Source organism: Psychrobacillus sp. BM2 (genome assembly GCF_048572895.1).
In the GTDB taxonomy this organism is placed as follows: Bacteria; Bacillota; Bacilli; order Bacillales_A; family Planococcaceae; genus Psychrobacillus.
On record NZ_CP183878.1, the window covers coordinates 3,347,191 to 3,373,131 of the forward strand.

Genomic DNA, 25,941 nt, shown 5'->3' on the forward strand with positions numbered 1-25,941 from the left:
ATTAAGTCGATTAAATCTAAACTATTTACATCGTAGTCATCATTCAAGCATTTTCCTCCATTCACTTTTTCTCCGATACTAAATATACAAGTACTCTCACTTATCGTCAACTAAGTTGACTATTTTCAAAATAAAGCTTATAATTAATTTAGTTAACTAAGTTGACAATATTATTTAGAGGAGCATGTAGTATGTTTAAAATCGGGGAACTAATTATTTATTCTGCACACGGTATATGCCAAATAGATGATATTTGTGAAAAAACATATAATGGCATTACTAAGAAATATTATTTTTTACATCCATTAGATAACTTGAAGTTATCGATAAGTACTCCTGTAGACAATACTGCGGTAAGCATGCTTGAACTTCTTGATCATAGCAAGGCAAAAATAATATTAAACTCCTTCCATTCACCAGGTATTGAGTGGATCGAAAATAACAAAGAACGTACAAAAACCTACTCTGATATTATTAATAGTGGCAATCGGAAAAAGCTTTCGAAAGTAGTGAATACATTATTACGGAAAAAATATGAAGCTGAACTGGATAACAAGAAATTACTCGATCAGGATTTGAAGCTACTAATTTCCGTTCAAAATATTCTCTACAGGGAACTGGCATACTCTTTAAATACTTCCTTTGAATCTATAATGGAAGAGATTTCAAACAGTGTCCACTCGACGATGGAAATTCCAAGTACTGTGTGATTCATTCTATAAAAAATAGCCCCCAATCAATTCAGTGAATTGATTGGGGGCTATTTTTAGTTTTTATTATCCCAAATTATCAAATAAGAATAGTTAACAAAAGTTAAGTGTTGTTCCAAGTAGACCCATTAGTCTCTGCATTTCTTTTCAATCATCTTTGTTTCAATACAAGAATCTCCACAAATAAAAAGTTGCATAGGATTCCCATCCCTTCCATGGGCTTGCTAGTTTCAATATTTCTTCTTTCGTCGGCTTCTCTTCTGCACCTGTTAAACGTTTAATCGCATTATGTAACCCGACATCATCAATCGGGAATGCGTTCGGAAATCGTAGACATCTCATTAATACATAATTTGCAGTCCATGGTCCAATGCCACGGATTTTGACAAGCATTTTTTCTGCTTCTTTAAAGTTTCCAGTTCCCTTTACAAGTGATTTTGAAAGACTCCCATTGACAATTAGCTGTGCAACACCAATAAGGTATTCACATTTTTTTACGGTCATCTTAAGTGGGGCCAAATCCTCCACTGTCAGATTTGCAATATCTTTCGCTTCAGGGAAGATCCAATACTCACGACCCTCCCATTCAATTGACCTCCCGAATGTTTCCACCAGACGTCTTTTTAATGTATACGCATATGTCAAATTGATCTGCTGTCCAAGAATTCCCCAAACTAGTGCTTCAAATAAATCTGGAATCCCAATATTACGTAATCCATAAAATTCGTCAATTGCTTTTTCTAGCAACAAGTCGTTTTCAGCCATTGCATAAAAAGGCTTTAAATCATTATCCAGATCAAACCAGTCCCTCACATACTGTTGAACTTCGTACCGTACTTTTTCGCTTACGGGATTGGTGTCTCTTAAAAAGCGAATAACAAGATTTCCGTCAGTGTTCTCTCTAATTTCAACCAATGGAACTTCATCTGTGATGGGAATTGCCTTTACGATTATATCCTCCCGAATTTCAAACATGCACTCATTTGAAGAGCGTGACATATAATTAATATTTTCTTTTAAGCTAAATTCTTTTGGAACCTTTATAACTAAATCATCATTTTGATAAACAACCATACCAAAACACCCCTTCATTTTCCTACATAATTAGTTGTATCATATATAGTTGGGTAGCAGAATCTCATCCCGATTGATGGTAATATTCTTATTATCGAATTTTACGAATTTATTTATTTGTAGTATTTAAACTTTAAAATACCGTACCTGATTATTCTTTTGTATAATAAAGAGATAATAAGATTTAGCTATTATTATTAAGTGAAAAATACAAAACTATTTTTATAAACTACAGGGGGCAATAACCAATGACGATTCTACTAGTAGATGACAATACCGTCAATCTATTTGTAATAGAAAAAATATTAGATAGCGCTGGTTATAAAGATACAGTATCGCTAACATCGGCTCAACTGTTATTTGACTATTTACAGCTCGATAACCCAAATCCTACCATTAATTCGGTGGATTTAATCCTACTAGACATTATGATGCCCGAAATTGATGGCCTTGAGGCTTGTAAACGCATTAAACAAAATGAGAGATTTAAAGATATCCAAATTATTTTCGTAACAGCTCTAGAGGATAAAAACAAATTAGCTGAAGCACTTGATATTGGTGGTATCGACTACATAACGAAGCCAATAAATAAAGTGGAGCTATTAGCACGTATTCGTGTAGCCCTTCGATTAAAAGCAGAACTTGATTGGCATACACAGCATGAAAACAAAATTCAATACGAACTAGACTTAGCTACACATGTCCAAAGAAGTCTTTTAACTCCCCCCTTTACGGAAGAAAAAATTCAAATAGAAGTTTCATATCTCCCTTCCTTTAATCTTGCTGGGGACATGTACTATTGGCATAAAATAAGTGAACATCGGTATGCAATCGTTTTGTTGGACATGATGGGACATGGTATTTCTGCTTCCCTAGTATGTATGTTTATCTCCTCCGTATTAAGAGAATCTATTAAGCAATTAGTGGAACCTGAACTTGTTATTAAGGAATTAAATCGCTATATGCTTGTTTTACATAACGAAAAAATTGGAATTCCTTATTATTTTACAGCGATATATATGGTAGTAGACACAGAACAGAAAACTATTGAGTACGTAAATGCTGGTCATCCACCGGGATTTGCACTTGTCGACGACAACAAAATAATTCCAATAGATCGAGGAAGCTGTGCTGTTGGATTCTTTGATGAGATAGAGGTTAAGAAAGAGGTTATTACGTACGAGAAAGATATTCAAATTATATTGTATACAGACGGCGTTTTAGAAGCAATGGGACCATGTGAAATAGAATCAGAAAAACACCTTCAACAGTTAGCTTCTAAAAAGTGGAACCAATCACAGTCGCTGATTGACAACCTACTAACAAAAGATAAACAAACTGCTCAACCAGACGATATGTGTGTGTTAATGATTAAATGCAAAGAATAAGGTAAAAAACGCATGAACGATGATATATCAACGTTCATGCGTTTTTTATTTTATTGTTCACTTATGATATTCTGCTTTTTACGTTCATTATCTAACCCTTTGATAAATACGTTCGTTTCCTACTATTTCTTGATAGTTTTCCATGACTTGAGAGAAACGGAGTGTTTCTTTGTCCCCTAATCCGAGGAACCCTAGAGGACTTAAACTCTCATAAAAAAGATGCTGCACCTGGTCCTGAAGCTCCGGAGTAAAGTAAATAAGGACATTTCGGCATATAATAACATGAAATTCATTGAACGATTGATCTGTCACAAGGTTATGCTGTGCAAAGATAATGTTTTCTAGTATCGATGGATGGAAATAAGCATATTGATGATCTGCTTTATAGTACTCAGAAAAAGCATAATTTCCCCCTGCAAGCATATAGTTTTTTGTGTATGCTTGCATTTTTTGGATAGGAAAAGCTCCTATGCTGGCTTTTTCTAATACTTGTTCATTCATATCTGTCGCATATATAACTGTTTTGTCCTTAAGACCCTCTTCTTCTAACAAAATTGCCATAGAGAATACCTCTTCACCTGTCGCACATCCAGCATGCCAAATACGAATCTCTGGATACTCACGAAGAATAGGTACTACCTCTTTTCTAAAAGCTTTGAAAAAGCTTGGATTACGAAACATTTCTGTTACATTGATCGAAAAGTCATTTATCATTTGTTCTAAAAAGTCCTTTTCATGTATCACTTTTTCTAGTAAACCTGTGATCGTCTCAATGCCATTAATATTCATGCGATTGTGAATACGACGAGAAATGGAAGACCGATTGTATTGCCGAAAATCGAATCCTGATAAGCGATAGATTGCTTCCAACAGGAATTCGATTTCCAAGTCTTCATGTTGTACATATACGCCCTCAAATTCCATATTTTCGCATTGCTTGCCCATCTTTTAACTCCCTTAAGATACTAACCATACTCGAAGAACAGAGAATAGTTGATCTAGATTTAACGGTTTACTGATGTAATCAGAAGCACCAGCCTCTAGACACTTATCTCGATCATTTTTCATTGCCTTGGCTGTTAAAGCTATTACAGGCAATTCTTTAAATTGCAGATCATTTCTAATTCTAGACATCGTTTCATATCCATCCATATTCGGCATCATGATGTCCATTAGTACAATATCAATTTTGGCTTCGCCCTGTAGTATTTCCAAACATTCGATACCATCTTTAGCTTCAAGGGTATTCATTCCCCTTCTTTCAAGGGCTGTTTTAAGAGCATATATATTACGGTAATCATCGTCAACGATTAAGATATTTTTATCTTGGAAGACATTCGCATGATCATGCAAAGAAGCTAGCACTTCATCGTTTTCAATTATTTTTTGCTTCGGTATCTCTGGATTGTCGACTGCGAGCGGCTCCACTGATAATTGTGTGGCTGATACTTCTGAATAACCTATATTTAGATGTGCATCTAGAGTAAGGCCGTTCGGTAGACTTGGAACAATTAGTTTAAATATGCTGCCTACACCTTCTTCACTTTGCAAAGTAATCCAACCACCAAGTAGCTTAGCAAACTCTTTACAAATAGATAAACCAAGACCTGTTCCGCCATACTTACGAACGGTTGCACCATCCGCTTGCTGGAATGTTTCGAAGATGAGCTCATGCTTGTCTATAGGTATACCAATGCCAGTGTCGGCTATAGACACTTCCAACCAATCTTTACTTATTACTTTCATTTCCTCCGTTTGCAGTTGGCTATCAATTTGTTTAATAGACAAAGCAACGGAACCTTCTTTGGTGAATTTAAACGCGTTTGATAGGAGATTTTTTAAAATTTGCTGAAACCTTTTTTCATCTGTAAAGAAAAGATCTTTTACATCTTCCGCTTTGAAAATATGGAATTCTAAATCTTTCTTCTGTGCAACTGGCGAAAATACATGATCCATATGTACAGGTAATTCACTTAAATTCACTTCTTCAAATAAAACTTCCAGTTTACCTGCCTCTACTTTAGAAAGATCTAAGATGTCATTTATTAACGATAGAAGGTCTTCCCCTGAAGAGTGTATAACATTTGCAAACTCTGAATCCTCTTCTGTTAAACGTCCTTGATTGTTTTCTGCTAGCATTTCCGATAGTATCAGGATACTGTTCAAAGGCGTTCGGAGTTCATGAGACATATTCGCAAGAAACTCCGATTTATAGTTTGAATGTAGTGTAAGTTGGACTGCCTTTTCTTCTAATTCTTGTCTTATTTTCTCTAATTCTTCAGTTTTTGTCTCTGCATCCTTTGTTTTTTCTTCTAATTGTTCATTAATTTGTGTTAATTCTTCTGTTTGCATTTGAAGCTCTTCGGATTGAGTTTGTAATTCTTCAGACTGCACTTGTAATTCCTCTGTCATCGCTCTGGATTCGTTTAATAGCCGAACAATTTCCATACGCCCCATTACACTATTAATCGATAGTCCAAAGGTTTCCACAATCTGTTTTACTAAGTCCAGCTGTAGCTTACTATATTCAGACAAAGTAGCAAGTTCCATCACTGCAATGACGTCTTCTTCAAATAATATAGGAACAATAAATATACTACGAGGAGGTACCTCCCCTAAACCTGTAGATATATAGCGATAATCCTTTGGTATTTCATTAAATACAAAGCTCTGTTTCTCTTGCGCACATTGTCCAATCAGGCCTTGCCCTAATCGGAAACTTTCCCTTCCAATTTCTTTCTGGAAATTAGTATCCGCAAAGGAGGCTTTCTTCATGAAATAATTTTCATGATCATTTGTTTCTCTTACATAAAATGCGCCAAAAGAAGAGTTGGTCATTTTAGCTAATTCAGACATAAATACTTTTGAAAGTGCATCTATAGAAGCAACACCCTGATATTTTGTAACAATTTCAGCAAGATTTTTTTGTAACCATTCTCGGTCGTCCAAGTTATCTAATAGCTCATTTGTTGCATTTGCAAGATCGTTTATTTCATCATTAGTGTTTACATGTATTCTTTCTTTGAGATTACCATTTTCAGAGGCAATTTTTTTTATGGTTTGCGCTACCTCATTAATAGTTCTCACAATCGATTTGGAAACCTGACTTGCTATTGTTATCGCAATTATTGAAACAGCTAGGAGTAGTCCAAATAATCCTACAGTTAATGTATTATTTTGACTATCTAACTCCTTGGCTCTAACTTGTGCAATTTCTCTTTCAGATTCGCGGAAGTCATTAAACTGGATTCTTATGGACTCCATGTATTCGCGACCACGATCATTTGCATAGAATTCTTGAATAGCAGCATCATTATTATCCCTTTTAAGTCTTATCGCGCTTTCCCCAGCCTCAGCTATCCATAGGTCAATTGTTTCTCTTATCACTTGGAGTTTTTGTTGCTGATCTTGTTTGTCGGCCATTAACTGATACAGTTCCTCGAATTCAATCTGCCATTCACCCTCTGCTTTATAGTAAGGCTCTAAGTAGATTTCATTTCCTGTAATAATAAATCCTCGCTGACCTGCCTGCATATCCATCACAAATTTTTCTACATTATTTGTCAATGTTTCTACTTTATTATTATATTGTAGAAGATAATTTCTTTCTTGCTGAAGTGAACGAATTTGATTGTTCAATATAATCACGGAAGCAAATAAACAAATAATAATGATGACGTAACCGATGGTAATCTTTGAACGTATACCAAACTTCCATTTATTCTCCATTTAAATCCTACCTTTATTTTTAAATTTCTATTTTAATACTATATGAAGTGGCAGCAAAATAATAGAGTTTCCTAGGACTATATTATAATCTATCATTAATAAGTTCTCATACAGTTTAGACACTATTTTATAAAAATATTTAAACTTAAAAAGACCTCTTTCCAAGTCTATGTTTGGATAAAAGGTCTCTTAACTATTGAATGTTATTAAGTTGTAATTAACTCAATGAAAGGCGTTTGTCAGTCTTCTAAGCACAAACCTTGAGAATAGCAGATGGGAAGGGTTCTATTCTTCTAATAACTAGCCCATGGATAAAACAAAATCTACATAACGATAAATTTATCTCAGGTAAGTAATGTTCAGGTGATGAGTTATTTATGATCAAAACGTACTAAGCCGTAGTTCATAAAAATACTGCACAATTGGATGCTTTAACTTCATCTTCTCAGTCATGTTTAAAATTCGTTTTTTTCCAAGCCGTCTGTCTACCAAAGCAAGAATATTCAATAGGATATCATTGCTCTCTAGACTTTCCTCTATAGGGGTGGATAAAAACTTATTAGCTACAACGGTAAAATTTGATTTACTTAATGATGACTGTGCTGACAAAAGCTCCTTTGCATATACTGATAATTTTCTACTCCTTGCAATCACTTGAAGACGATCCTCAGGAACTATCCCATTGGTTTCTTTTCTTATCGCTTCAATTTCCTCATTGTTGATAGGAACTTGGATATCTGAATCATTCTTAATTTCCTGCTCCGACTGATACCATCTGATTAAGGTAGTTATATCACTCATATTAAGTACATTCTTTTTATCTACTACAATATAACAAGTCCCTGTTTTATCAGGTAAATAACGGTAGCTTGTTGCACGGTATTCAACTCTTCCATATAATGCAGGACAGAGAAAACTCTCCAGATTTTGCTTCAATTTGCTCCAGGCCATATAATTCTCCTTAATTTGTATATTATAAGTATTAGTTGAGGCAGTTGTTCTATTATCCATAATACAATAACTACCACATCAATCATACTAAATACAAGGTATAGTGTGACTTGAACCTCTGTTGTATCGATAATAATGCGTATAAATCTATCGAAATAATTGATTTTCTTATTCTGTGTATACATTAATGGATTTTGCAGAAAATAAAACATAATATACGGCTTTTGCCCTAATGTTTAGAATGCTTTTAAATCAATCTAAAAGAATAGATTTTAAGATCAAAGTATTAAATAAAGGGGAAAAGTAGATGAAGATTCGGTTCGGCTATGTAGCAAGTGCATTAGGTTTGTGGGATGCAAGTCCATCAAAAATTTTAACATTTACACGGTATTCAAAGCTTTCTAAACACGAGAGAATGGAAAAGTTAAAATCTATAACGGCACAAAATTTACAACATACAAAAAGAATTTTGTACTACAATATCGCACATGAAATAGATTTATACCGTTTTTCAAGCTCACTTGTCCCTTTAGCAACCCATCCAGAAGTAATGTGGGATTTCATAACTCCATTCAAAAACGAATGGGAAGAAATCGGAAATATAGTCCAAAATTTTAAACTTAGAGTAAGCTTTCACCCAAATCAATTTACACTTTTCACAAGCCAAAGAGAAGAAGTAACTATAAATGCAGTAAAAGATATGGAATATCATTATAAAATGCTCAAAGCAATGAATGCTCTAGATACGGGATTAATTAATATTCATATCGGCGGAGCCTATGGGGACAAAATTAAGTCAATAAACCGATTCCATCAAAATCTTCAAAAATTGCCAGTGGAAATTAAGAAGCATATGACACTTGAAAATGATGATAAAACGTATGATGTTCGGGAAACACTCATTACTTGTGAAAAGGAAAACATTCCAATGATACTGGATTATCATCACTATATGGCGAATAACGTGGAGAGTGACCTCCCTCTTTACTTACCCCGTATATTTGAAACCTGGAATAACGTTAATAATATACCGAAAGTCCACATCTCTTCCCCAAAATCTGAGCAAGCCTATCGTTCCCATGCTGATTTTGTTACTTTAGACTTTGTTCTCCCCTTCTTAAAGATGGCTAAGGAGCTTAATCAGGACTTTGACATAATGATAGAAGCAAAACAAAAGAACCTTGCTATGCACAGACTTGTAGATGAAATAGCTTCAATTCGGGGAGTTAAACGTATTTCGAGTTCATCTGTGGAATGGTAACCGTAGGGAACAGAATAAATAAAATGAAAAGCAAAAAATGAAAAAAGAAGCTCCCCAAAAGTTTAGTAAACTTTTGAGAAGCCTCTGTTAATTCACCGCTATATTAGTTAGCAAACCACTTTCATTCTACTCAAAAACCCTTTCAAGGGCTGGAGGACATGATTACATCATGCTACCCGTAAGGTGAAAGTGTGATATATCTTTAACAATGTTTGCGAAAAGTGCGGTATATTAAGGTTTTTCTGAATCTAAGGTGTAACATCTTTAACAGGAATTTACTATTTTCACTTGATTGTATTAGCAAAATGTTAGCATTGCAAAACTTTTTTTCGAGTCTTGTTTACAATATACTCAAAAAGGAGGGAATGAATAGTCTCCCCCATTCATTCCCTCCTTTTTTTATTCAGTTCAAAAGCCATTATACTTCGATAGATTTTGCTAAAGAGTCAATCTTATTTTAAGAAGTTTAAAAGGTTAGAGAATGAAGCTGCTAGGTCTTGATAGTATCCAACCAGTTTATCCTTTATAGAGTTTTTGTTGGAGTCCTTTTCTACCTCATTTTGACTCATTTGTTCTGTTTCAGTATCCAAACTTACTTCTTCATTTACTGTTTGTATTGGTTCCTCAAGATCTGATACCGTATCTTCCACTAATTCTACAGTTTCTTGCTCAGGCGTTTCTACATTGGAAGGTTGATCTTCACTTTCTACAACGACTGAACCTTCTAGATTAACGTCAGTATCACTTGTTAGATCTGTATTTTCGTTATCAACAGAGATGCCTTGGGATGTATCTGCCTCTAAAGTTGTTGTATCTGTTTCACCTGCATCAGCAGATATATCGGATACTACATCAATTGCTTCAACATTTTCACTTGTGTGAGCTAACTTTTGTTCAATTAGGGTTTGATAGTATCCAATAACACTTTGATAGCCATCACCGATAAATTCATAAGTTTCATCTACCCATGTACTAGAGTCACCTCCTTGACCATCTTCAGTTGTTGGTGCTTCTGTTTCTTCACCTGCTGTGTCTTCTTCAACTGCTTCTGTACCATCATCCACTTGGTCATCTTCAGCTATTGGTGCTTCTGTTTCTTCACCTGTTACGTCTTCTTCAACTGCTTCTGTACCATCATCCACTTGGTCATCTTCAGCTATTGGTGCTTCTGTTTCTTCACCTGTTACGTCTTCTTCAACTGCTTCTGTACCATCATCCACTTGGTCATCTTCAGCTATTGGTGCTTCTGTTTCTTCACCTGTTACGTCTTCTTCAACTGCTTCTGTACCATCTTCTTCTTGCCCATCTTCAGCTGTTGGTACTTCTGTTTCTTCACCTGTTACGTCTTCTTTAACTGCTTCTGTACCATCTTCTTCTTGCCCATCTTCAGCTGTCGGTGCTTCTGTTTCTTCACCTGCTGCGTCTTCTTCAACTGCTTCTGTGCCATCTTCTGCTTGGCCATCTTCAGCTGTCGGTGCTTCTGTTTCTTCACCTGTTGCGTCTTCTTCAACTGCTTCTGTGCCATCTTCTGCTTGGCCATCTTCAACTATTGGTACTTCTGTTTCTTCACCTGTTGCGTCTTCTTCAACTGCTTCTGTGCCATCTTCTGCTTGGCCATCTTCAACTATTGGTACTTCTGTTTCTTCAGTTGCTGTATCATCACTAATTTCGCCTTCTTGTGGCACATCATTATTTGTTTCATCTATATTATCATTATTATCTGGATTATCATTATCATTATTTGTGCCGGAATTAGCTTGAGCTAGTTTGCTAACTATTTTACCTTTTTCAGGAGATCCTGGTAGACTTTTCGCTAATGCAGATACTTCCTGGCCATGATTTTTCACATGTTCAATAACTTCTGGATTAACGGCCTTTGTATCAAGCTCTGCTGCAGAAATAGGTGCACCAGCTGCTAAAAATGCTGCAGCCACCATTGATGTTGACATCACTAGTGGTGCTATTTTCTTTGACAAATTTTTATTTACTTTCTTAGATTCCATTTGTTTTTTATTCATTACTTGATCTCTCCTAATTCGTATTTTTTCTACTGATAGGATGGATTTTTCATAAACTCCTTTATTTGTTATTTCACCTCCTATCAACCTGAGTAAGATTATTACTCAAATTTTCCGGCAGAACCATCCTCTGCCTGCATTGAATATACCAAAGCTTTGTTACCATTTTGTGTTACTCTGATTAAAAAAAGTGTCAGTTCCCTTACGTATTTATGGAATTTCGCAACAAATGAAATTTTTATATAAAGCCCAACTGCTCTATTCTAAAATAATGATTACGCTTTCATATCCGATCTCTTGGATATTCCCCGTGTTTACCCACCCAGTATAGTTTGGATAAAAATGTATAATTTCCCATTACAAATAAAACTGAAAGTAAAAATTATTAAAATAATACACAAATTATTAGTAATTTTTTTATTCAAACATTTAGTGGCTTATCTGTAGTAGCCAAAAATAAGTGTATTCTATCCGCTCCTCTCAACGGCATTGAATTGAAAAAAACAGACACATTATTTATTTGTGTCTGTTTCATTAGTTATAAAGTTTGATTTAGCTTAATAAACCTTGATTAAAGAGCAAATGGAAAAATCACAAGTTACTCAACTTTCACACTGTTGATTCCGTCGGCCACCCTCAGCTCTTCTCCGTCGATGTCGTCAACGACGTTTTCCACCAAACTCAGGTCCTCTCCTGCATCAATCCTGATGCCGTTGGGGGTCTGTCGAATAACGTTGGACACAATCATGATCCCTGTGGGGATTCCTGTGCCCCGTCCGTCAGTACCACGATCCTCATTGAGCCGGATGGCCCAGAAACCGTCAGTCCCTCCAGTGATATGGTTACCGTGCAACTCCGTGCCTGGCCCATTACGGATCTCGATGCCAACCTTCGAACCCTCCCCGGCGGTGATCCTGTTGTACTCGATGAGAGTATCAGGAGTTCCTAGGATGACGAGGACTCCCTGACGGTTTCCAATCAGGTGGTTAGAGTGCACCCAGTTTCCAGATCCTGAGGCGTCGTGTTTGTTCTTGGACCCTCCGGAATTGCCCAGCGCGATGCCCGCTCGCTGCCCGCCAACTACCGTGTTGTCCCGGACCTCGTTCAGGTATTCACCCTCGCCGTGCAGGTCGATGGCGTCAAGGTGGCTTCCAACGATGGTGTTGTCCGCCACGAGATTGTTGTGCGTGGGGAATTGCAGTAGAATGGCGTGCCGCAGATGTCTGCCATCGAAGGTATTGCCGATAACGACATTATGCCGGGAATCGTTGGCGGCATCCGGGTCGTGCTGATCCGCTGAGCCCTCGATAGCGATGCCGTAGCCTTGTCCGCCAGGACCGACGGCAGTTGCCTCACTGATGTAATTTCCAGAGAGGGTAATTTCACGGCTAGCCTTGACGGAGATGCCGTGGCGCTCGAACCTTCGAATACCTAGGTTCTCCACTAGTATCTGGGAGCTAGCCTTTCCTTCGTAGGATCCGAGATGAATCCCGTACATCGGGCCGCCACTCGCGCCGCCATCGTCTGGGTCGTCGCCGAGTGCCCCCCCATAACGGGAGGTGATAGTGAAATCAGCGACGATGACGTCGTGGACGCCGGAGCCGCGGATCACCCGGCTACCCTCCTCTCCGTCGAGGGAGGTCAGCAGCACGGTGCTCTCCTGACCTTCGCCGCGTAGGTTCACGCCGCTGCGCAACACGATGTTCGTCGACTTGTCATCCGGGTCAGTGGAGCGTAGGTCATACGTGCCGGCCGGGAGCAGGACTTCGTCACCCGGTTTAGCCGCATCCAGGGCCGCCCGGATGGCTGCTGCGTCGTCGTACGAATCCGGATCTGGATCTGCCCCAAAGTTCGTAACATCAAGTCGCTTGCCCGTAGCCGGACCCGGTGTCGGTACCTTAATCGACTTGCCAGACCGGTCGACCAAGCCAGGGAGCTGCCAATCACCTTGCTCGGACGGAGCAGGTTCTACGGCTTTGTCACTCTCGGACGGTGCGGGCTCTACGACTTTCTCGTTCTCGACCGGCCCATCGGGTTCCTCGACGGTGCATGCGGTCAAGAGGAACACCAGGCAAAAGACCACCCAACATGTATACGCCAACCTTCGCCGACTGTTCCGAACCGATTCCTTTATCATATTTCTCACGTCCTTTCTGTACTCTTTCGTTTCTTTTCGCTTATGGAAGCGATGAGAAAGGCGGTGAGCGCACGCGCTCACCGCCTTCGGGATGCCTCGACGCCCCTACCGGGTCGCCGACATCACCATAGCCAGGGGTCTACCGATTAGAGTTCCCCTTACTGTTGCCATTGTTGTGGCCTTGGCTATTGCCTTTGTTACCATTATTGCCTTTATTGTTTCCTTTGTTGTCTTTGTTGCCTTTATTGTTTCCTTTGTTGCCATTGTTGTTGTCTTTGTTGAGTTTGAAGTTCAACGGAATGTCCTTTTCCAACGGAGTGGCTGCCGAGGAACCACCGACATGCACGCGGTATTTTCCATCAAGGGTAGCCCACTCGCCATCAGCCCAGTTCGCCAAGTTGTCCGGTTCTTCCGGAATGAAATAAGAGAATGGGTGGTTAGAGTCAGACTGGTTAATCTGCACAGTCACACGTTCGCTTTCACCCGGCTCAAGATCAACCTTTTCGAAGTTGACAAGACGTTTAGTCGGCTGTCCTGCCTCGTCCGGAAGTGTCAGATAGACCTGTGTCGCTTCTTTTCCAGCAACGTCACCAGTGTTCGTAATTGTGAATGACACGTCAATACCGGATAATGAACCGTTCTTTCCTTTGCCTTTCGAATTACCTTCACCGCGTACCTTTTTCAGCTTAAGGTCATCATACTCGAAAGTCGTATACGATAGACCGTATCCGAATGGGAAGACTGGCTTTACATCATTTGCTTCATACCAGCGGTAGCCCATTTCTAGACCCTCAGTGTATTTAGCGATTAGTTGGTCGGAACCGTCACCATATGCGCCTGGTCCGCCTGGTTTGCCAGTATCTTGACGTGTTCCAGGGAATTGCTCTTCTGTCGCGAAGGCAGCTTCACGCTCAGTTGCACCGAATGTCACAGGCAGCTTACCAGAAGGATTAACTTTACCGTAAAGCAAGTTAGCCACGGCATTGCCATCCTCCATACCTGGGTACCACGCTTGTAGAACTGCAGGTACCTCATCCAACCACGGCATTAGCGACGTACCGGAAGTCTTCAATACTACAACAGTTTTCTCCGCGTTAGCTTCCATAACTGCATCGATCACCGGCTCCTGCTCAGCCAAGCCCGTTTCGAGGTTCAAGGCTGGGAAGCCGAGTGTTTGGCGGTCCACTGTCTCATGAGGGTTGTCGCCGACCATGAGAAGCACGACATCGGACTCACTAGCTAACTTAGCAGCAGCTTTCGGGTCACTGCCATTGTTGTACGTCACTTTAGTGTCGTAGCCCAACTCCTTGATCACATTCTCTAAACCTTCTTGTGGTGTGACCGTATATGGAGTCACTACATAATCATTGTCGTCACGAACAGAGCGAGGTGACATCTTTGCCTCGCCAGCGAAAGTCTCAATGCCGATCAACGCGATCGACTTTGGCTCGCCATCTAATGGCAGGAAGCCGTTGTCGTTCTTCAATAGCACGGAGCCTTCCTCGGCCATTTTCAGTGCGCTAGCGCCGTTAGCCATCGGATCGACGATTTCCGGCATAAATTTGTCGTAAGGCTCATCCATGTGGCCAAACTCGATCATCTTGATGTAACGTGGACGAAGTAGATTGTCGATGTCGTCCTCAGTTACCGCACCTGAGTCGAGAGCCCCTTGGATCTTCTCTTGAGTGTAGTACTGTGGTGCCCAGTCGAGCTCGACATTCGTACCCGCTTTGATAGCAGCCACTGTGTCGTGAATCGCACGACGGTCACTCATAACATAACCGTCAAAGCCCCAGTTTTTCCGTAGGGCATCTTGTAGAAGTTCAGAACTGTCACATGCATAAGTACCGTTAACATCCGGGAATGAACACATAACGGAAGCTGGGTCAGCATCTCTGACGTTCATCTCGAATGGCAACATATACAACTCGTTCATAGCCTTTGAAGGAACTTGGACACCCATCGTCCAACGCTCAGTTTCCTGTTCGTTTCCAGCCATGTGCTTGAGTTGTACCTGGACTCCCTGATCCTGGATACCCTTTGTTTGCTCGATTGCAAGGATACCTGTCAAATAAGGGTCCTCACTGAAGTACTCATAGTTCCGGCCACCGTACGGGTGACGAATGAGGTTCATACCTGGTCCGAGAAACACGTGATGCGCGAAAGCTCTTGTCTCTTCACCAAGGATTCGGCCGGCCTCATAGTTTAGCTCACGGTCGAATGTCGCAGCCAAAGCTGGGGTAGACGGAAGGCCAGTCGCCATTGGGTCATTTCCACATGAACCGCCTTTCACGCCCGTACCTCCATTGGTCATACGGACTGTGGGGATTCCAAGTTCATCGATCCCTTTGATCTGGCGACCAGTGTCTTGCCACTCACATCCAGGCAGGGTGCCTTGAGGAGCAAATTCGCCGTTCTGGTACTTGCTGCTACCTTTTTTGTTGATTACAACCGTCTCACCGGTGTCATTCTCATTGAATCGCGAGATAGCGATTTGCTGCATCTTCTGTTCCATCGTCATCTCATCGAGAAGCAGCTCGGTGCGCTCCTCGGCGGATAGCTTGGTGTTCATCCAGGGATTAGTCCCTTCCGTTCCACCAGTCATCGCATTAGCAGGAATTACTAACGTAGACATAAAGATGATTGCTGTCATAAAAATTAAATTAATGCGTTTTTTCAACTTAAATTCTCCCTTACTATGTACTTGCCAGTTAGTATTTTAATATAATTTATTTTATCAACCCTTCCTAACTGTTCCGTGTTTTAGTATAGAGGAAAACTATTACGCTAGTATGAATGATTGATTACAGAACAGCAACAAAAAACACGTCATTAGTAATGCCCCTAAAGTCTATAAGTGGTATTTAAACACTGTAGGAACAAAAACAACGAGATTAGTATTACTCCTAAAGTCTGAAATTGCAATCAAAATAAATTTAAAAGAGCATTATACTTTATTATTATAAATATAATAAAACAGGTTGAAAATAAGCATTGTTACTATGATATTTGGAAATCCAATCGAAGGCGGTATGTAATGAATGTAATAAATATTGCCCCTTTTTTGGATGCACTTGGCCATTCAGATAATCAAATCACCAAGAATGTCTATCTCCGCGTTACAAAAGAAATAAAAAAAAGAAGCTCCCCAAAAGTTTAAACAACTTTTGAGAAGCCTCTATTAAAATCCTTTATGTTACAAAATGTCAATAATTTCACGGTAGGAACTACTTAGTGAATTTATCCCGCCTTAACTTGCAGTAAGACCCCCACCTCAAGTTTCCGCGGAAACAAATGAAGCTAAGTGGGGGATGAAGAAAACCCCACTGATGGAAGTTTCACTTTATTTACCTTTTTCCTTTGTCATAAATTTCACCTAACGCTCTAGGAGCGCGATTTGATTTAGAGAAAAAGATTAATAACAATAACGTTAATACATACGGTAAAACCATGAATAAATCAGTGTAACTACTTGGTAATGCCATTGACTGAGCAATAAACGTTCCCCCAGATTTTGCAAAACCAAATATAAGACAAGCAACTAAAGTAGGGAGAATCCTCCAGTTACCAAAGATTAATGCAGCAATGGCCAAGAATCCATATCCCATATAAATATTTGAAGAAAAGTTAGCTGAAATGGAATAGGCAAAGCACATACCAGCTAAACCTGATAGAAGACCTGATATTAGAACCGCAGAAAATCTTATTTTCGAGACATTTACACCTGCTGCATCAACCGAATGAGGATTTTCCCCACTCGCTCTTAGGCGCATACCGAATCTTGTTTTATATAAAAGATACCAAGCAAAAATGGCAATCACAATGATAATCACTTCGAACGGATACACATTCGTAAAGACCGCACCTATCACTGGTATATTGGCTAAACCTTCAATCGTAAACCGCTCCGATACGCCTAATCGAAACTTGTCCGAAGCCGCTCCAAATACAAGTGCATTTATTTGTGTTGTTAAGAAAGTCGTTAATGCTAACGCCAAAATATTAATCACAACACCGCTGATTACTTGATTTGCCTTAAATTTAATACTTAATACAGCATGAATAACGGAGAAACCCATCCCACCAAGCATCGCAAACAGTAACGACACGTAAAATAGATTTTGAACATCTATTCCAGAAGCGTTTGCGATTAATACTGCTGACAGGGCTCCGATAAATGCACCGAAACCTTGAAAGCCTTCAAGTGCTAAATTGGTGATACCACTTTTTTCACTATAAATACCACCTATCGCCATAATAAAAAGAGGCAGAGCAAAGGATAATCCATCAATAATAATCGTATCCATTTATGATTCACTGTCCTTTCGATCCACTTCTTTTTCCTTCAAGCGGCTGACTTTATGCTTCACATACGCACCACATGCACTAAATAATAGGATTAACCCGATGATCACAGAAGCAATTTCTTGTCTGATGCCAGCCTGTGAACTCATATACGTGCTTCCCTGGTCAATAATTGATACTAAGAAAGATGAAAAAATAATCCCGATTGGATGAGAATTTCCTAATAGTGCCACCGCAATGGAGTCAAAACCGATACTTGATAATACTTTTGGTTGTATGGAAGAGAAATAACCTAAATAATACGTAACACCCGCAAGTCCAGCCAAACCTCCTGAAATAATCATGGCTAAGACTGTATTTCTTCCGACGTTTATTCCTGTATATTTTGCTGCGTTGCGGTTGGAACCAACTGCTTTAATTTCAAAACCAACCACTGTTTTGTCCAAAAGAAACTTGATAAAAATGGCGATAATGATAGCCAAAATAAAGCCCAATGGAATATCCATTTTTAAGTTTGCGATCTCGACATTTACTAACGTCAATCTTGCTGCTTCTGAAATATATTTGGATTGCCTTGAAACAGGATCAACATAATACATTTGAATAAAAAAGCTTATAACATATTGGGCAATATAATTTAACATAATCGTAGTTACTACTTCATGTATATTGAATTTATATTTTAACCAACCTACTAATCCACCCATTAAGCCTCCAGCAACAATTCCGACCAACAATACAAGTGGCTTTGCAATGATGGCGTCTAGCCCACTATAACCAACAATCACCGTCGCTAAAAAACCAGAGACGAGCATTTGACCAGAAACTCCAATATTAAACAGACCCGCTCTAAGAGCAACAGCCACCGCCAAGCTGGCAAACACAAGTGGCGTCATGGCGTTTAGCAAACTCAAAAAATCAGTCAGCATGCTCTTGTAGCCAGCATAAGATGACTTTGGCAGGATCCCTGCCCCTTGGAACAAGTTATAAAACGCTTGAAACGGATTTTTGCCCAGTAAAAGTATCACTATTGCCGCAGCAATAAAACTGATTAGTATAGAAGCTATCGGGATTGTAATTGGTTGCCATTTCTCATTCCGTATTGGCCAAAACAGATGATAACTTAAGCTTTTTTTCTTTTTATCCTTACTCATGCTTTGCCCCCATCATATATTCGCCGACTTCATTGGTCGTTAATGATTCACTACTCGCAACTTTTTGAAGTTGGCCATTATATATAACGCCTATCGTATCCGCTACATTCATAATCTCTTCTAACTCCAACGAAACTAGTAAAATCGCTTTTCCTTTATCCCGCTGTTGAATCATCATGTTATGAATATTTTCAATCGCACCAATATCTACTCCTCGTGTTGGCTGGACGAAAATCATGAGCGGGGATTGTAATTCGATCTCACGGGCAATAATTGCTTTTTGCTGGTTACCGCCACTCATCGAACGAACTTGCGTCTTAATACCTTGTCCACTTCGAATATCAAATTGATCAATTAACTTGCTGCCAAATTGCTCAAATACCTCTTTATTTAAGATTCCCTTACTAGAAAAAGGCTCCTTATAGTACTGCTTTAATGCCAAATTCGTTGATAGATCGAAGTCCAAAAACAGTCCATAGCTTTGTCGATCTTCAGGTATATAAGAAATTCCAGCTTCTGTTCTGTTTCTTATTTTTTCGTTCGTAATGTCCTTACCTTCGAGGAATATTTTTCCTTCGCTGACCTTTGTCAATCCGGCAATGGCATCCGCTATTTCAACTTGACCATTATCTGCAACACCCGCAATCGCAAATATTTCACCACTGCGGATCGTAAAGGAAACGTCCTTGACCACTTCAAATCCGTCTTCATTTTTCACAGTTAGATGTTCTACCTTCAATACATCCTCTTTAAACTGAGCAGGTACTTTTTCAGATTCAAAACTTACCTCTCTACCCACCATTAATTGAGCCATAAGGTTGACCGATGTTGTCTTTACATCCAACACATCCACTAGCTTACCTTTGTTCAATACTGCACATCGATCGGCCACTCTCTTAATTTCTTCTAACTTATGGGTGATTAATATGATTGTTTTTCCACTGTTTCGCAGACCTTCAATAATACCTAGTAAGAAATCGATTTCTTGTGGCGTGAGGACTGCCGTTGGTTCATCAAATATTAGGATATCTGCTTCACGATAAAGCACCTTTAAAATTTCTACCCGTTGCTGCATGGAAACCGTAAGATCGGTAATTTTTTTTGTAGGATCCACTTCCAAGCCAAAGTCCTTGGACAGTTCTTCAATTTTACGATTGGCATTTCGAATATCTACGTATGGAAAGAGTCCTGCAAATCTTTTAATTGGCTCAATTCCTAAGGTAATATTCTCTGTAATCGTATAATCTTCGACTAACTTAAAATGCTGATGGACCATTCCGATGTTAAGGTTTGCTGCATGGTTCGGCGAACTGATTTGAACCTTCTCTCCCCGAATATAGATTTCTCCTTCATCAGGTTCGTACATCCCACTCAGCATACTCATCAATGTAGATTTGCCTGCACCATTTTCACCAAGCAAGGCAAAAATTTCTCCTTTTTTAATGCCAATGGATACGTCATCATTTGCTACTATTCCAGGGAAACTTTTTGTTATATGTTTCATTTCTACTATATAATCAGACATCGTTCGTTCTCCTTCCTCACAATAATAGGAAAAATAATAGAAGTTCACCATTCCCTAATTATTCAACTATTAGGGATATGATAAACTTCTAGTGTAATTTGGTTTCTAATTAATCTTATAAACCTGGAAACTGTTCAGGAGAATGTTCATTAAAATTAGATGCAGGTACGATTGTGCCAGCTTTCACTAACTCGTAAGCTTCATTTAATTTGCTTAACGTATCCTCTGATAATTGATGATGGCCTTCTTCTTTTATAAAGCCAGTTGAATCTGTATCCGCATAAAGAACTACATTTCCACCTTTAAATGTTCCATCTTCAACAGAATTCAATGCCTTTTCGATATTCATAGCCATGAATTTTACAGCAGACGTTAATACAATGTTTTCAGAACCATTTACACCGTCATCATATTGGTCAACATCCACACCAATTACTTTTACGTCATCCTTAGCTTCCTTCACTGCTGTGAATACACCATTACCAGTGCCTCCTGCTGCAACAAAGATAAGATCTACACCTTGTTTGATCAATGCATTTCCGATTACTTTACCAGTTGCTTCATCTGCAAAGGATCCTGCATAGTTGCCACCAACATCAGCACCCGTTACATCAGTTCCTGCATAACCTGATAACTCAACAAGTTCAACATTTTTTTCAAAAACTTTATTAGCATAGTTTACACCAGATTCAAAGCCAAATTGATAATTGACATTTGAAGGATAAGCGATACCATTTACAACTGCTACTTTGTTTGTCTTTGTTTCAAGTGCTGCAGCCATTCCTGCAAAGAAACCACTCTCTTGTTCAGCGAAATTCATCGCATAGATGTTATCGAAATCAGTTTGTCCGTCTACAGGAGCCGGCTCAGAGTCATTCAAAATAAAGATTTTATCTGGATTTTCTACAGCGATGTTAGAAATCCCAGCAAATTGGAACCCAGGTGTTACAATAACATCATAATCTGCCACTATATCAGCAACAGCTTGTACAGCCGCAGCAGGATCACCAGTTTCTTCTTTAACTGACTTTACTGTTGCTGTTGGATTTTTTTCAATAAAGCTCAAAATACCGTTATAATTATCTTCATTAAAGTTACCATCATCAACGCCTGAAGGGCTTGTTACAATGGCAATTTTCAATCCTTCTTCACCTGTTCCAGACTTAGCTTCATTTTCACTAGCTGAGTCATTACCGCATGCCGCCATAATAGCAGCCATTAAAGCTACAAATAATACCATTACTATTTTCTTTGTACTTTTTTTCATTGAAATTATGCTCCTCTGTTAATCATGTTGTTGTTTTTGTAAAAAATAAAAAGCACCGAGTTAAACCGGTGCTTGACTTTAGGCGGGTAAATAATGGAGGGAAGATAAAGAATAGAATAATCATCTCCATTTATATACACAACCTCGTAGTCAAGCTATTAATGGTAGCTTGGTAGAAACTTTCGGGCCATATCCCCAATTTTATACGAGATAACTATTTAATTTTTACAAACTCATATTAACATCAGAAAATTTAACTGTCAATAAAACACGAACATTTTTATATTTAAAAACGAAAACGTTCGTGAAATTTAGAATATTTGTAATAAAAACAATATTACAAATTAATTTTTAGAGGAATCGACTCATTTTTTGTTATAAATATAGCCCTGTTTGCTGAATAATAAAAATGCGAATGTACTAAGGAAGAAGCTGAAGCTACTGCTGCCGCGCTCAAATTTCTCTCTCCCTCATACCTTTTATCTTTTAGCATTTAGTCAACTGCGAAGCTATCTGCAGCAAGTTCGTATGCACGATCTATATTATAACTTTTTATATTTGGTATATATTGATTAGATCCCACTATGCATAAAAGAAGCTCATCAAAGCTGCAGGATTAGGCAGCGATGAGCTTCTACAATATAACTATGATGTCCAGTTAACAATTCACTTTTTGGGAATTAGCCTCTAGTGTTCCTTCAGCAACGATTATTCCATCTGCATCTCCATCTCCAGGCCCTACATCAATAACATAATCAGCATATATTATTATATCTGGGTTAGGTTCCATCACGATTACTGACCCCATAGCCACCATTTATACGTGAACGAAACAGTTTTTGAGTGATAACTACGATAGCTGTAGAAATTAAAATAAAAAGGATAAACATAAATGGTTGGTTGTAACGATTGTATGCATAGAATACGTCATTTAAAGCAGTATTATAAACAATCAACCCTAGGAGAAAGATATACTCTTTCCACTTGTCTCGTAAGAAAGGAACAATAATTAACGATGCAATAGCAGCGTATACAATAACCAAATGCAATTTATTGATCAAGTCCTTAGAGAAATTAAATATTTCTATCCCATAGAATTGTTCATGCCATTGGACTTTGGTTTTCATGATTATATAACTTTCAAAAAATGTTTCACGATGTTCATTCCACCATGACTTGATTCTTTCATTAGCAACTTCCTCTTGGAGCTTCATTCGTTCAAAATTATTAGCAGGATTTTGGGCTTCAACTTTTTCAACAGCAGTTTGATAGTCGTCTCCATAAAGATGGCCGCTTCCTTGATAAGTTCCATGAAGAAGCGGATTACCAGCTCCTCCAGTAAGTGGAATGAATTCACCATAATGAATGTAGTTTCTAATCCACCATGGCCCTAATACGAACAATAATAAAATAAACGCAATTACAAATTGCTTTACAGCTAATTTAATCGGATACTTCTTCAAAATAAGATAGACAAGCAAGACTAATGGAAATAGAGCAATATTTGCCTTGAAAATAATACCGATGAAATAAAACATCATGAGTAAATAAAAGTGTAGCATACGATGTTCATTGGCTAATCGTATCGAAAAATACACCATTCCTAGTAGGGAAAGGAAAAATGGCGTCTCTGTTAATAATAAATTATCTGTTAGCACTTGGGGGATAAAAATAGCCAAGAGAAAAGCAGATAATAAACCAATAAATACATTGCTAATATATTTACCAATCAAATATACAAAATAAATACACAATGTCCCCATTAAAATCCATAAAATCTTAGCTACACAGATTCCAACATCCCCGGATCCGAAGATTAAAAATACCGCGGAAAGAAGCAATGTTTGACCAGGCATAATATGTACCGTTGGAATGATTTCCCCTAAATGATAAGTGATTTTCCCAGTTTCCAATAGGTTTAAGGCACTACGAATATAGGCTTGATCATCGCTATTTATTGTTAGCGCAAAACCGTATGTCATTAATGCTGCGAGGCGAATACCAAAACCGATTAATAAAATAATCCATATTATATTTTGTGGTTTTTTATTATAAAAATCTATTTGAAAATATTGCGTCCAAGATTGTATCATTAATTCTTTTACTCCTTATATGTTGTTACTACGATGAAAATTAAAATCCAATAAAAGAAACACCAAGCATAATTATTAAAACGCCACTATCTTGGCGGCGGTAAGGGGTCATTGAAGATAAAATCGGCCCCAAATACAGCAAATATATAAGCAAGGCTTTGAATATGCAACGCTAAATTATACTCTAATTAGGATAAATACACAGTACAGTTTCGATGCCATATAATTACAATACCATCAAAATATATGCGGATAGAAATAAGGATATGATATCCTGTATGCTGTGAAAACTTGCACCACGTTTCATACCGCCGAATTTCCATAGAAATTGCCTGGAAACAAGAATTAACGTATTAACTAAGATTAGCAAGAAGTTTAAAATAGTCATATTAAGATTACCTATTTTTTTATGCCTGGAAACTAAAAAAGCATCAAGATTTCTGCCATAATCGACTAAAATCTTGATGCTTTTTCATCTACGGTGTTAAAAAACGGAAGCTGTCTCAATTTTCATTTGAGACAGCCCCTTTTTATGAATAGGATATGCGATTTCGCATTCACCATCGGCATTAATAAGTAACTTTAATCGTTCCTGTAGTTACAAACAAATGACTGTTACGCTTTTGGAGGTGTTCCTTCAGCGTTTGCTACAATTGCATCGATTTGGATTAAAGCATCTTGAGGCAAAGCTGATACGCCAACTGTTCTTCGTGCAGGAATACCACCTGGGAAGAATGTTTTGTAAGCTTCGTCTACAGCATCCATATCTGCAATATTTTTAAGGAAGATATTTACTTTAACCACATCGTCCATAACGTGGTCGATACTTTCTACAATTGCCTTGATATTTTTTAAGCACTGCTCAGCCTGCTCTTTTACACCACCAGCTACTAATTCACCAGTTTTTGGATCCAAAGGTAATTGAGCTGAAAGATTATTGTAATGAGAGAACGCTACAGTTTGTGTAGATAGAGAACTCTTTGGTGCATTTTCAGTGTTGTTTGCCCAGATAACGATACCATGTCTGTCTTCAATAGCTTGTGGAGGTGTACCATCTCCGTGTGACACCACTGCTTCTATTTGTACCAAAGCATCCATAGGTAAAGCTGAAGCTGCGACTACCGTCCGTGCAGGGACATAGGCTACGGCTCTAGCGATAGCCGAATCCGGGAAAAATGTTGTATAAACTTCATTTACAGCTTCAGTATCGGATAGGTTTTTAAGGAAGATATTGATTTTAACAATATCATCAAAAGGAACATCGATACTTTCTAAAATTGTCTTGATATTTGTTAAGCACTGTCCAGCTTGCTCTTTTACACCGCCAGTTACCAATCTGCCTGTTTTTGGATTAATAGGCAATTGAGCTGAAAGATTATTGTAATGAGAGAAAGATACGGTTTGTGTAGATAGTGGGCTTGTTGGTGCATTTGCCGTGTTATTTGTAAGTTTGATGAGGTCGCCTGCTTGCGGTGCGTTTGGAATTGTACCTTCGCCGTGTGAAACAAGTGCTTCAATTTGTACCATAGCATCCATCGGTAAAGCTGCAACTGCAACTGTTGTCCGTGAAGGAACATAGGTTGGGAAGAATGTTTTATAAACTTCGTCTACAGCGTCAACATCTTTGATATCCTTAACGAATACCGTAATTCTAACAATATCACTCATAACATGATCGATGCTGTTTACAATCGACTCGATATTTTTAAAGCACTGTTCTGCTTGCTCTTTTATACCACCAGCTACCAATTTACCAGTTTTTGGTTCGATAGGTAATTGTGCTGAAAGATTATTGTAATGAGAGAATGCTACAGTTTGTGAATATAAACCGTTTCCGTTTGGAGCATTCTCCGTATTTTTTGCTGATACTGCGTTATAGTTGCTCATGATACGATTTCCCTTCTTGATAAATATTTACTAACCCAAGTATGCACCGAAAAACACGGTCTAAACCGCTCAGAATGCATTACAAAATTATAGCAGTATTTGTTCATTTCGTCTAACGCTTTGTAAGAAATGAACAAAAAAACTTCCCACAAGTCCATTGAACTTGTGAGAAACTTCTTTTTTATATGGTGATGTATAATTACATCATGCCGCCCATAAGGTGAAAGTGTGTAATATCTTTGACGATGTGCTCAAAACGTGCGATATATCAAGGTTTGGAAGAATCAGGATTGTAACATCTTTAACGGGATTTTATATTTTTTACTGGATTGCCTTAGCAAAATGTTAGCATCTTATTACACACACCAGCTGTGTGGAGTGTATGTGGCAGATTAATTATAGGTACCAGGTTCTCACACAATTTTATTTTCGCAAAGCTCAA

The 25,941-nt window shown here is 38.4% G+C and carries 17 protein-coding genes and 1 riboswitch; of the genes, 3 read left to right on the top strand and 14 right to left on the bottom strand.

Annotated elements, in window-relative coordinates; genetic code table 11:
- Positions 1-191: 191 nt before the first annotated feature.
- Positions 192-710 (top strand): CarD family transcriptional regulator, encoded by a 519-nt coding sequence (locus ACN6MX_RS16380; RefSeq protein ID WP_419959895.1) that lies wholly within the window; start codon positions 192-194, stop codon positions 708-710.
- Positions 711-872: 162 nt separating this feature from the next.
- Here the strand turns inward: ACN6MX_RS16380 and ACN6MX_RS16385 are convergent, their stop codons facing one another.
- Complete coding sequence (locus tag ACN6MX_RS16385; RefSeq protein WP_419959896.1) at positions 873-1,784, bottom strand: DNA-3-methyladenine glycosylase family protein; 912 nt, start codon at positions 1,782-1,784, stop codon at positions 873-875.
- Positions 1,785-2,032: 248 nt separating this feature from the next.
- Here ACN6MX_RS16385 and ACN6MX_RS16390 point away from each other — a divergent pair, with 248 nt between their 5' ends.
- Entirely contained in the window at positions 2,033-3,172 is a 1,140-nt protein-coding gene (locus ACN6MX_RS16390; protein ID WP_419959897.1) for a SpoIIE family protein phosphatase, read from the top strand.
- 87 nt (positions 3,173-3,259) lie between these two features.
- On the opposite strand, the gene ACN6MX_RS16395 is transcribed toward ACN6MX_RS16390, so the two are convergent.
- The 3 genes from ACN6MX_RS16395 to ACN6MX_RS16405 form a co-directional block, all read right to left on the bottom strand.
- Complete coding sequence (locus ACN6MX_RS16395) at positions 3,260-4,117, bottom strand: CheR family methyltransferase (protein ID WP_419959898.1); 858 nt, start codon at positions 4,115-4,117, stop codon at positions 3,260-3,262.
- Positions 4,118-4,129: 12 nt separating this feature from the next.
- Positions 4,130-6,901, bottom strand: coding sequence for a response regulator (locus tag ACN6MX_RS16400; protein WP_419959899.1), 2,772 nt, complete (start codon positions 6,899-6,901; stop codon positions 4,130-4,132).
- Positions 6,902-7,282: 381 nt separating this feature from the next.
- Entirely contained in the window at positions 7,283-7,852 is a 570-nt protein-coding gene (locus ACN6MX_RS16405) for a hypothetical protein (RefSeq protein WP_419962650.1), read from the bottom strand.
- 307 nt (positions 7,853-8,159) lie between these two features.
- On the opposite strand from ACN6MX_RS16405, the gene uvsE reads away from it, so the two are divergent.
- Positions 8,160-9,113 (top strand): UV DNA damage repair endonuclease UvsE, encoded by a 954-nt coding sequence (gene uvsE / locus ACN6MX_RS16410; protein WP_419959900.1) that lies wholly within the window; start codon positions 8,160-8,162, stop codon positions 9,111-9,113.
- A gap of 452 nt (positions 9,114-9,565) precedes the next feature.
- Here uvsE and ACN6MX_RS16415 read toward each other — a convergent pair whose 3' ends face one another.
- The 10 genes from ACN6MX_RS16415 to ACN6MX_RS16460 all read right to left on the bottom strand — a co-directional run bounded on the left by ACN6MX_RS16415 (position 9,566) and on the right by ACN6MX_RS16460 (position 25,499).
- Positions 9,566-11,131, bottom strand: coding sequence for a hypothetical protein (locus tag ACN6MX_RS16415; protein ID WP_419959901.1), 1,566 nt, complete (start codon positions 11,129-11,131; stop codon positions 9,566-9,568).
- 598 nt (positions 11,132-11,729) lie between these two features.
- The gene (locus ACN6MX_RS16420) at positions 11,730-13,268 is read right to left on the bottom strand and encodes a right-handed parallel beta-helix repeat-containing protein (protein ID WP_419959902.1); all 1,539 of its coding nucleotides are present in this window, start codon (positions 13,266-13,268) and stop codon (positions 11,730-11,732) included.
- 139 nt (positions 13,269-13,407) lie between these two features.
- Complete coding sequence (locus ACN6MX_RS16425) at positions 13,408-15,948, bottom strand: beta-glucosidase family protein (RefSeq protein WP_419959903.1); 2,541 nt, start codon at positions 15,946-15,948, stop codon at positions 13,408-13,410.
- Between the two features lie 667 nt (positions 15,949-16,615).
- Complete coding sequence (locus tag ACN6MX_RS16430) at positions 16,616-17,575, bottom strand: ABC transporter permease (RefSeq protein ID WP_419959904.1); 960 nt, start codon at positions 17,573-17,575, stop codon at positions 16,616-16,618.
- The gene (locus ACN6MX_RS16435; protein WP_419959905.1) at positions 17,576-18,727 is read right to left on the bottom strand and encodes an ABC transporter permease; all 1,152 of its coding nucleotides are present in this window, start codon (positions 18,725-18,727) and stop codon (positions 17,576-17,578) included.
- Positions 18,720-20,252, bottom strand: coding sequence for an ABC transporter ATP-binding protein (locus tag ACN6MX_RS16440; protein WP_419959906.1), 1,533 nt, complete (start codon positions 20,250-20,252; stop codon positions 18,720-18,722). Before ACN6MX_RS16440 ends, ACN6MX_RS16435 begins: the two co-directional genes overlap by 8 nt.
- Positions 20,253-20,367: 115 nt before the next feature.
- On the bottom strand, positions 20,368-21,519 hold the full coding sequence (locus ACN6MX_RS16445) for a BMP family lipoprotein (protein WP_419959907.1): 1,152 nt from the start codon (positions 21,517-21,519) through the stop codon (positions 20,368-20,370).
- A gap of 127 nt (positions 21,520-21,646) precedes the next feature.
- Positions 21,647-21,748, bottom strand: a riboswitch (purine riboswitch).
- A 429-nt stretch (positions 21,749-22,177) separates the two neighbouring features.
- Complete coding sequence (locus tag ACN6MX_RS16450; protein WP_419959908.1) at positions 22,178-22,312, bottom strand: hypothetical protein; 135 nt, start codon at positions 22,310-22,312, stop codon at positions 22,178-22,180.
- On the bottom strand, positions 22,299-23,612 hold the full coding sequence (locus ACN6MX_RS16455) for an ArnT family glycosyltransferase (RefSeq protein WP_419959909.1): 1,314 nt from the start codon (positions 23,610-23,612) through the stop codon (positions 22,299-22,301). The genes ACN6MX_RS16450 and ACN6MX_RS16455 overlap by 14 nt, the downstream gene beginning before the upstream one ends.
- Before the next feature lie 615 nt (positions 23,613-24,227).
- Positions 24,228-25,499, bottom strand: a complete 1,272-nt coding sequence (locus ACN6MX_RS16460; protein WP_419959910.1) for a RidA family protein — start codon at positions 25,497-25,499, stop codon at positions 24,228-24,230.
- Positions 25,500-25,941 lie beyond the last annotated feature (442 nt).

Bases quoted from the DNA above. Each gene is read 5' to 3' on its own strand.
- ACN6MX_RS16395 (WP_419959898.1), bottom strand. From the start codon at position 4,117: ATGGGCAAGCAATGCGAAAATATGGAATTTGAGGGCGTATATGTACAA.
- ACN6MX_RS16420 (WP_419959902.1), bottom strand. From the start codon at position 13,268: ATGATAAAGGAATCGGTTCGGAACAGTCGGCGAAGGTTGGCGTATACA.
- ACN6MX_RS16445 (WP_419959907.1), bottom strand. From the start codon at position 21,519: ATGAAAAAAAGTACAAAGAAAATAGTAATGGTATTATTTGTAGCTTTA.
- ACN6MX_RS16415 (WP_419959901.1), bottom strand. From the start codon at position 11,131: ATGAATAAAAAACAAATGGAATCTAAGAAAGTAAATAAAAATTTGTCA.
- ACN6MX_RS16380 (WP_419959895.1), top strand. From the start codon at position 192: ATGTTTAAAATCGGGGAACTAATTATTTATTCTGCACACGGTATATGC.
- uvsE (WP_419959900.1), top strand. From the start codon at position 8,160: ATGAAGATTCGGTTCGGCTATGTAGCAAGTGCATTAGGTTTGTGGGAT.
- ACN6MX_RS16460 (WP_419959910.1), bottom strand. From the start codon at position 25,499: ATGAGCAACTATAACGCAGTATCAGCAAAAAATACGGAGAATGCTCCA.
- ACN6MX_RS16435 (WP_419959905.1), bottom strand. From the start codon at position 18,727: ATGAGTAAGGATAAAAAGAAAAAAAGCTTAAGTTATCATCTGTTTTGG.
- ACN6MX_RS16440 (WP_419959906.1), bottom strand. From the start codon at position 20,252: ATGTCTGATTATATAGTAGAAATGAAACATATAACAAAAAGTTTCCCT.
- ACN6MX_RS16430 (WP_419959904.1), bottom strand. From the start codon at position 17,575: ATGGATACGATTATTATTGATGGATTATCCTTTGCTCTGCCTCTTTTT.
- ACN6MX_RS16455 (WP_419959909.1), bottom strand. From the start codon at position 23,612: ATGATACAATCTTGGACGCAATATTTTCAAATAGATTTTTATAATAAA.
- ACN6MX_RS16390 (WP_419959897.1), top strand. From the start codon at position 2,033: ATGACGATTCTACTAGTAGATGACAATACCGTCAATCTATTTGTAATA.
- ACN6MX_RS16405 (WP_419962650.1), bottom strand. From the start codon at position 7,852: ATGGCCTGGAGCAAATTGAAGCAAAATCTGGAGAGTTTTCTCTGTCCT.
- ACN6MX_RS16385 (WP_419959896.1), bottom strand. From the start codon at position 1,784: ATGGTTGTTTATCAAAATGATGATTTAGTTATAAAGGTTCCAAAAGAA.
- ACN6MX_RS16400 (WP_419959899.1), bottom strand. From the start codon at position 6,901: ATGGAGAATAAATGGAAGTTTGGTATACGTTCAAAGATTACCATCGGT.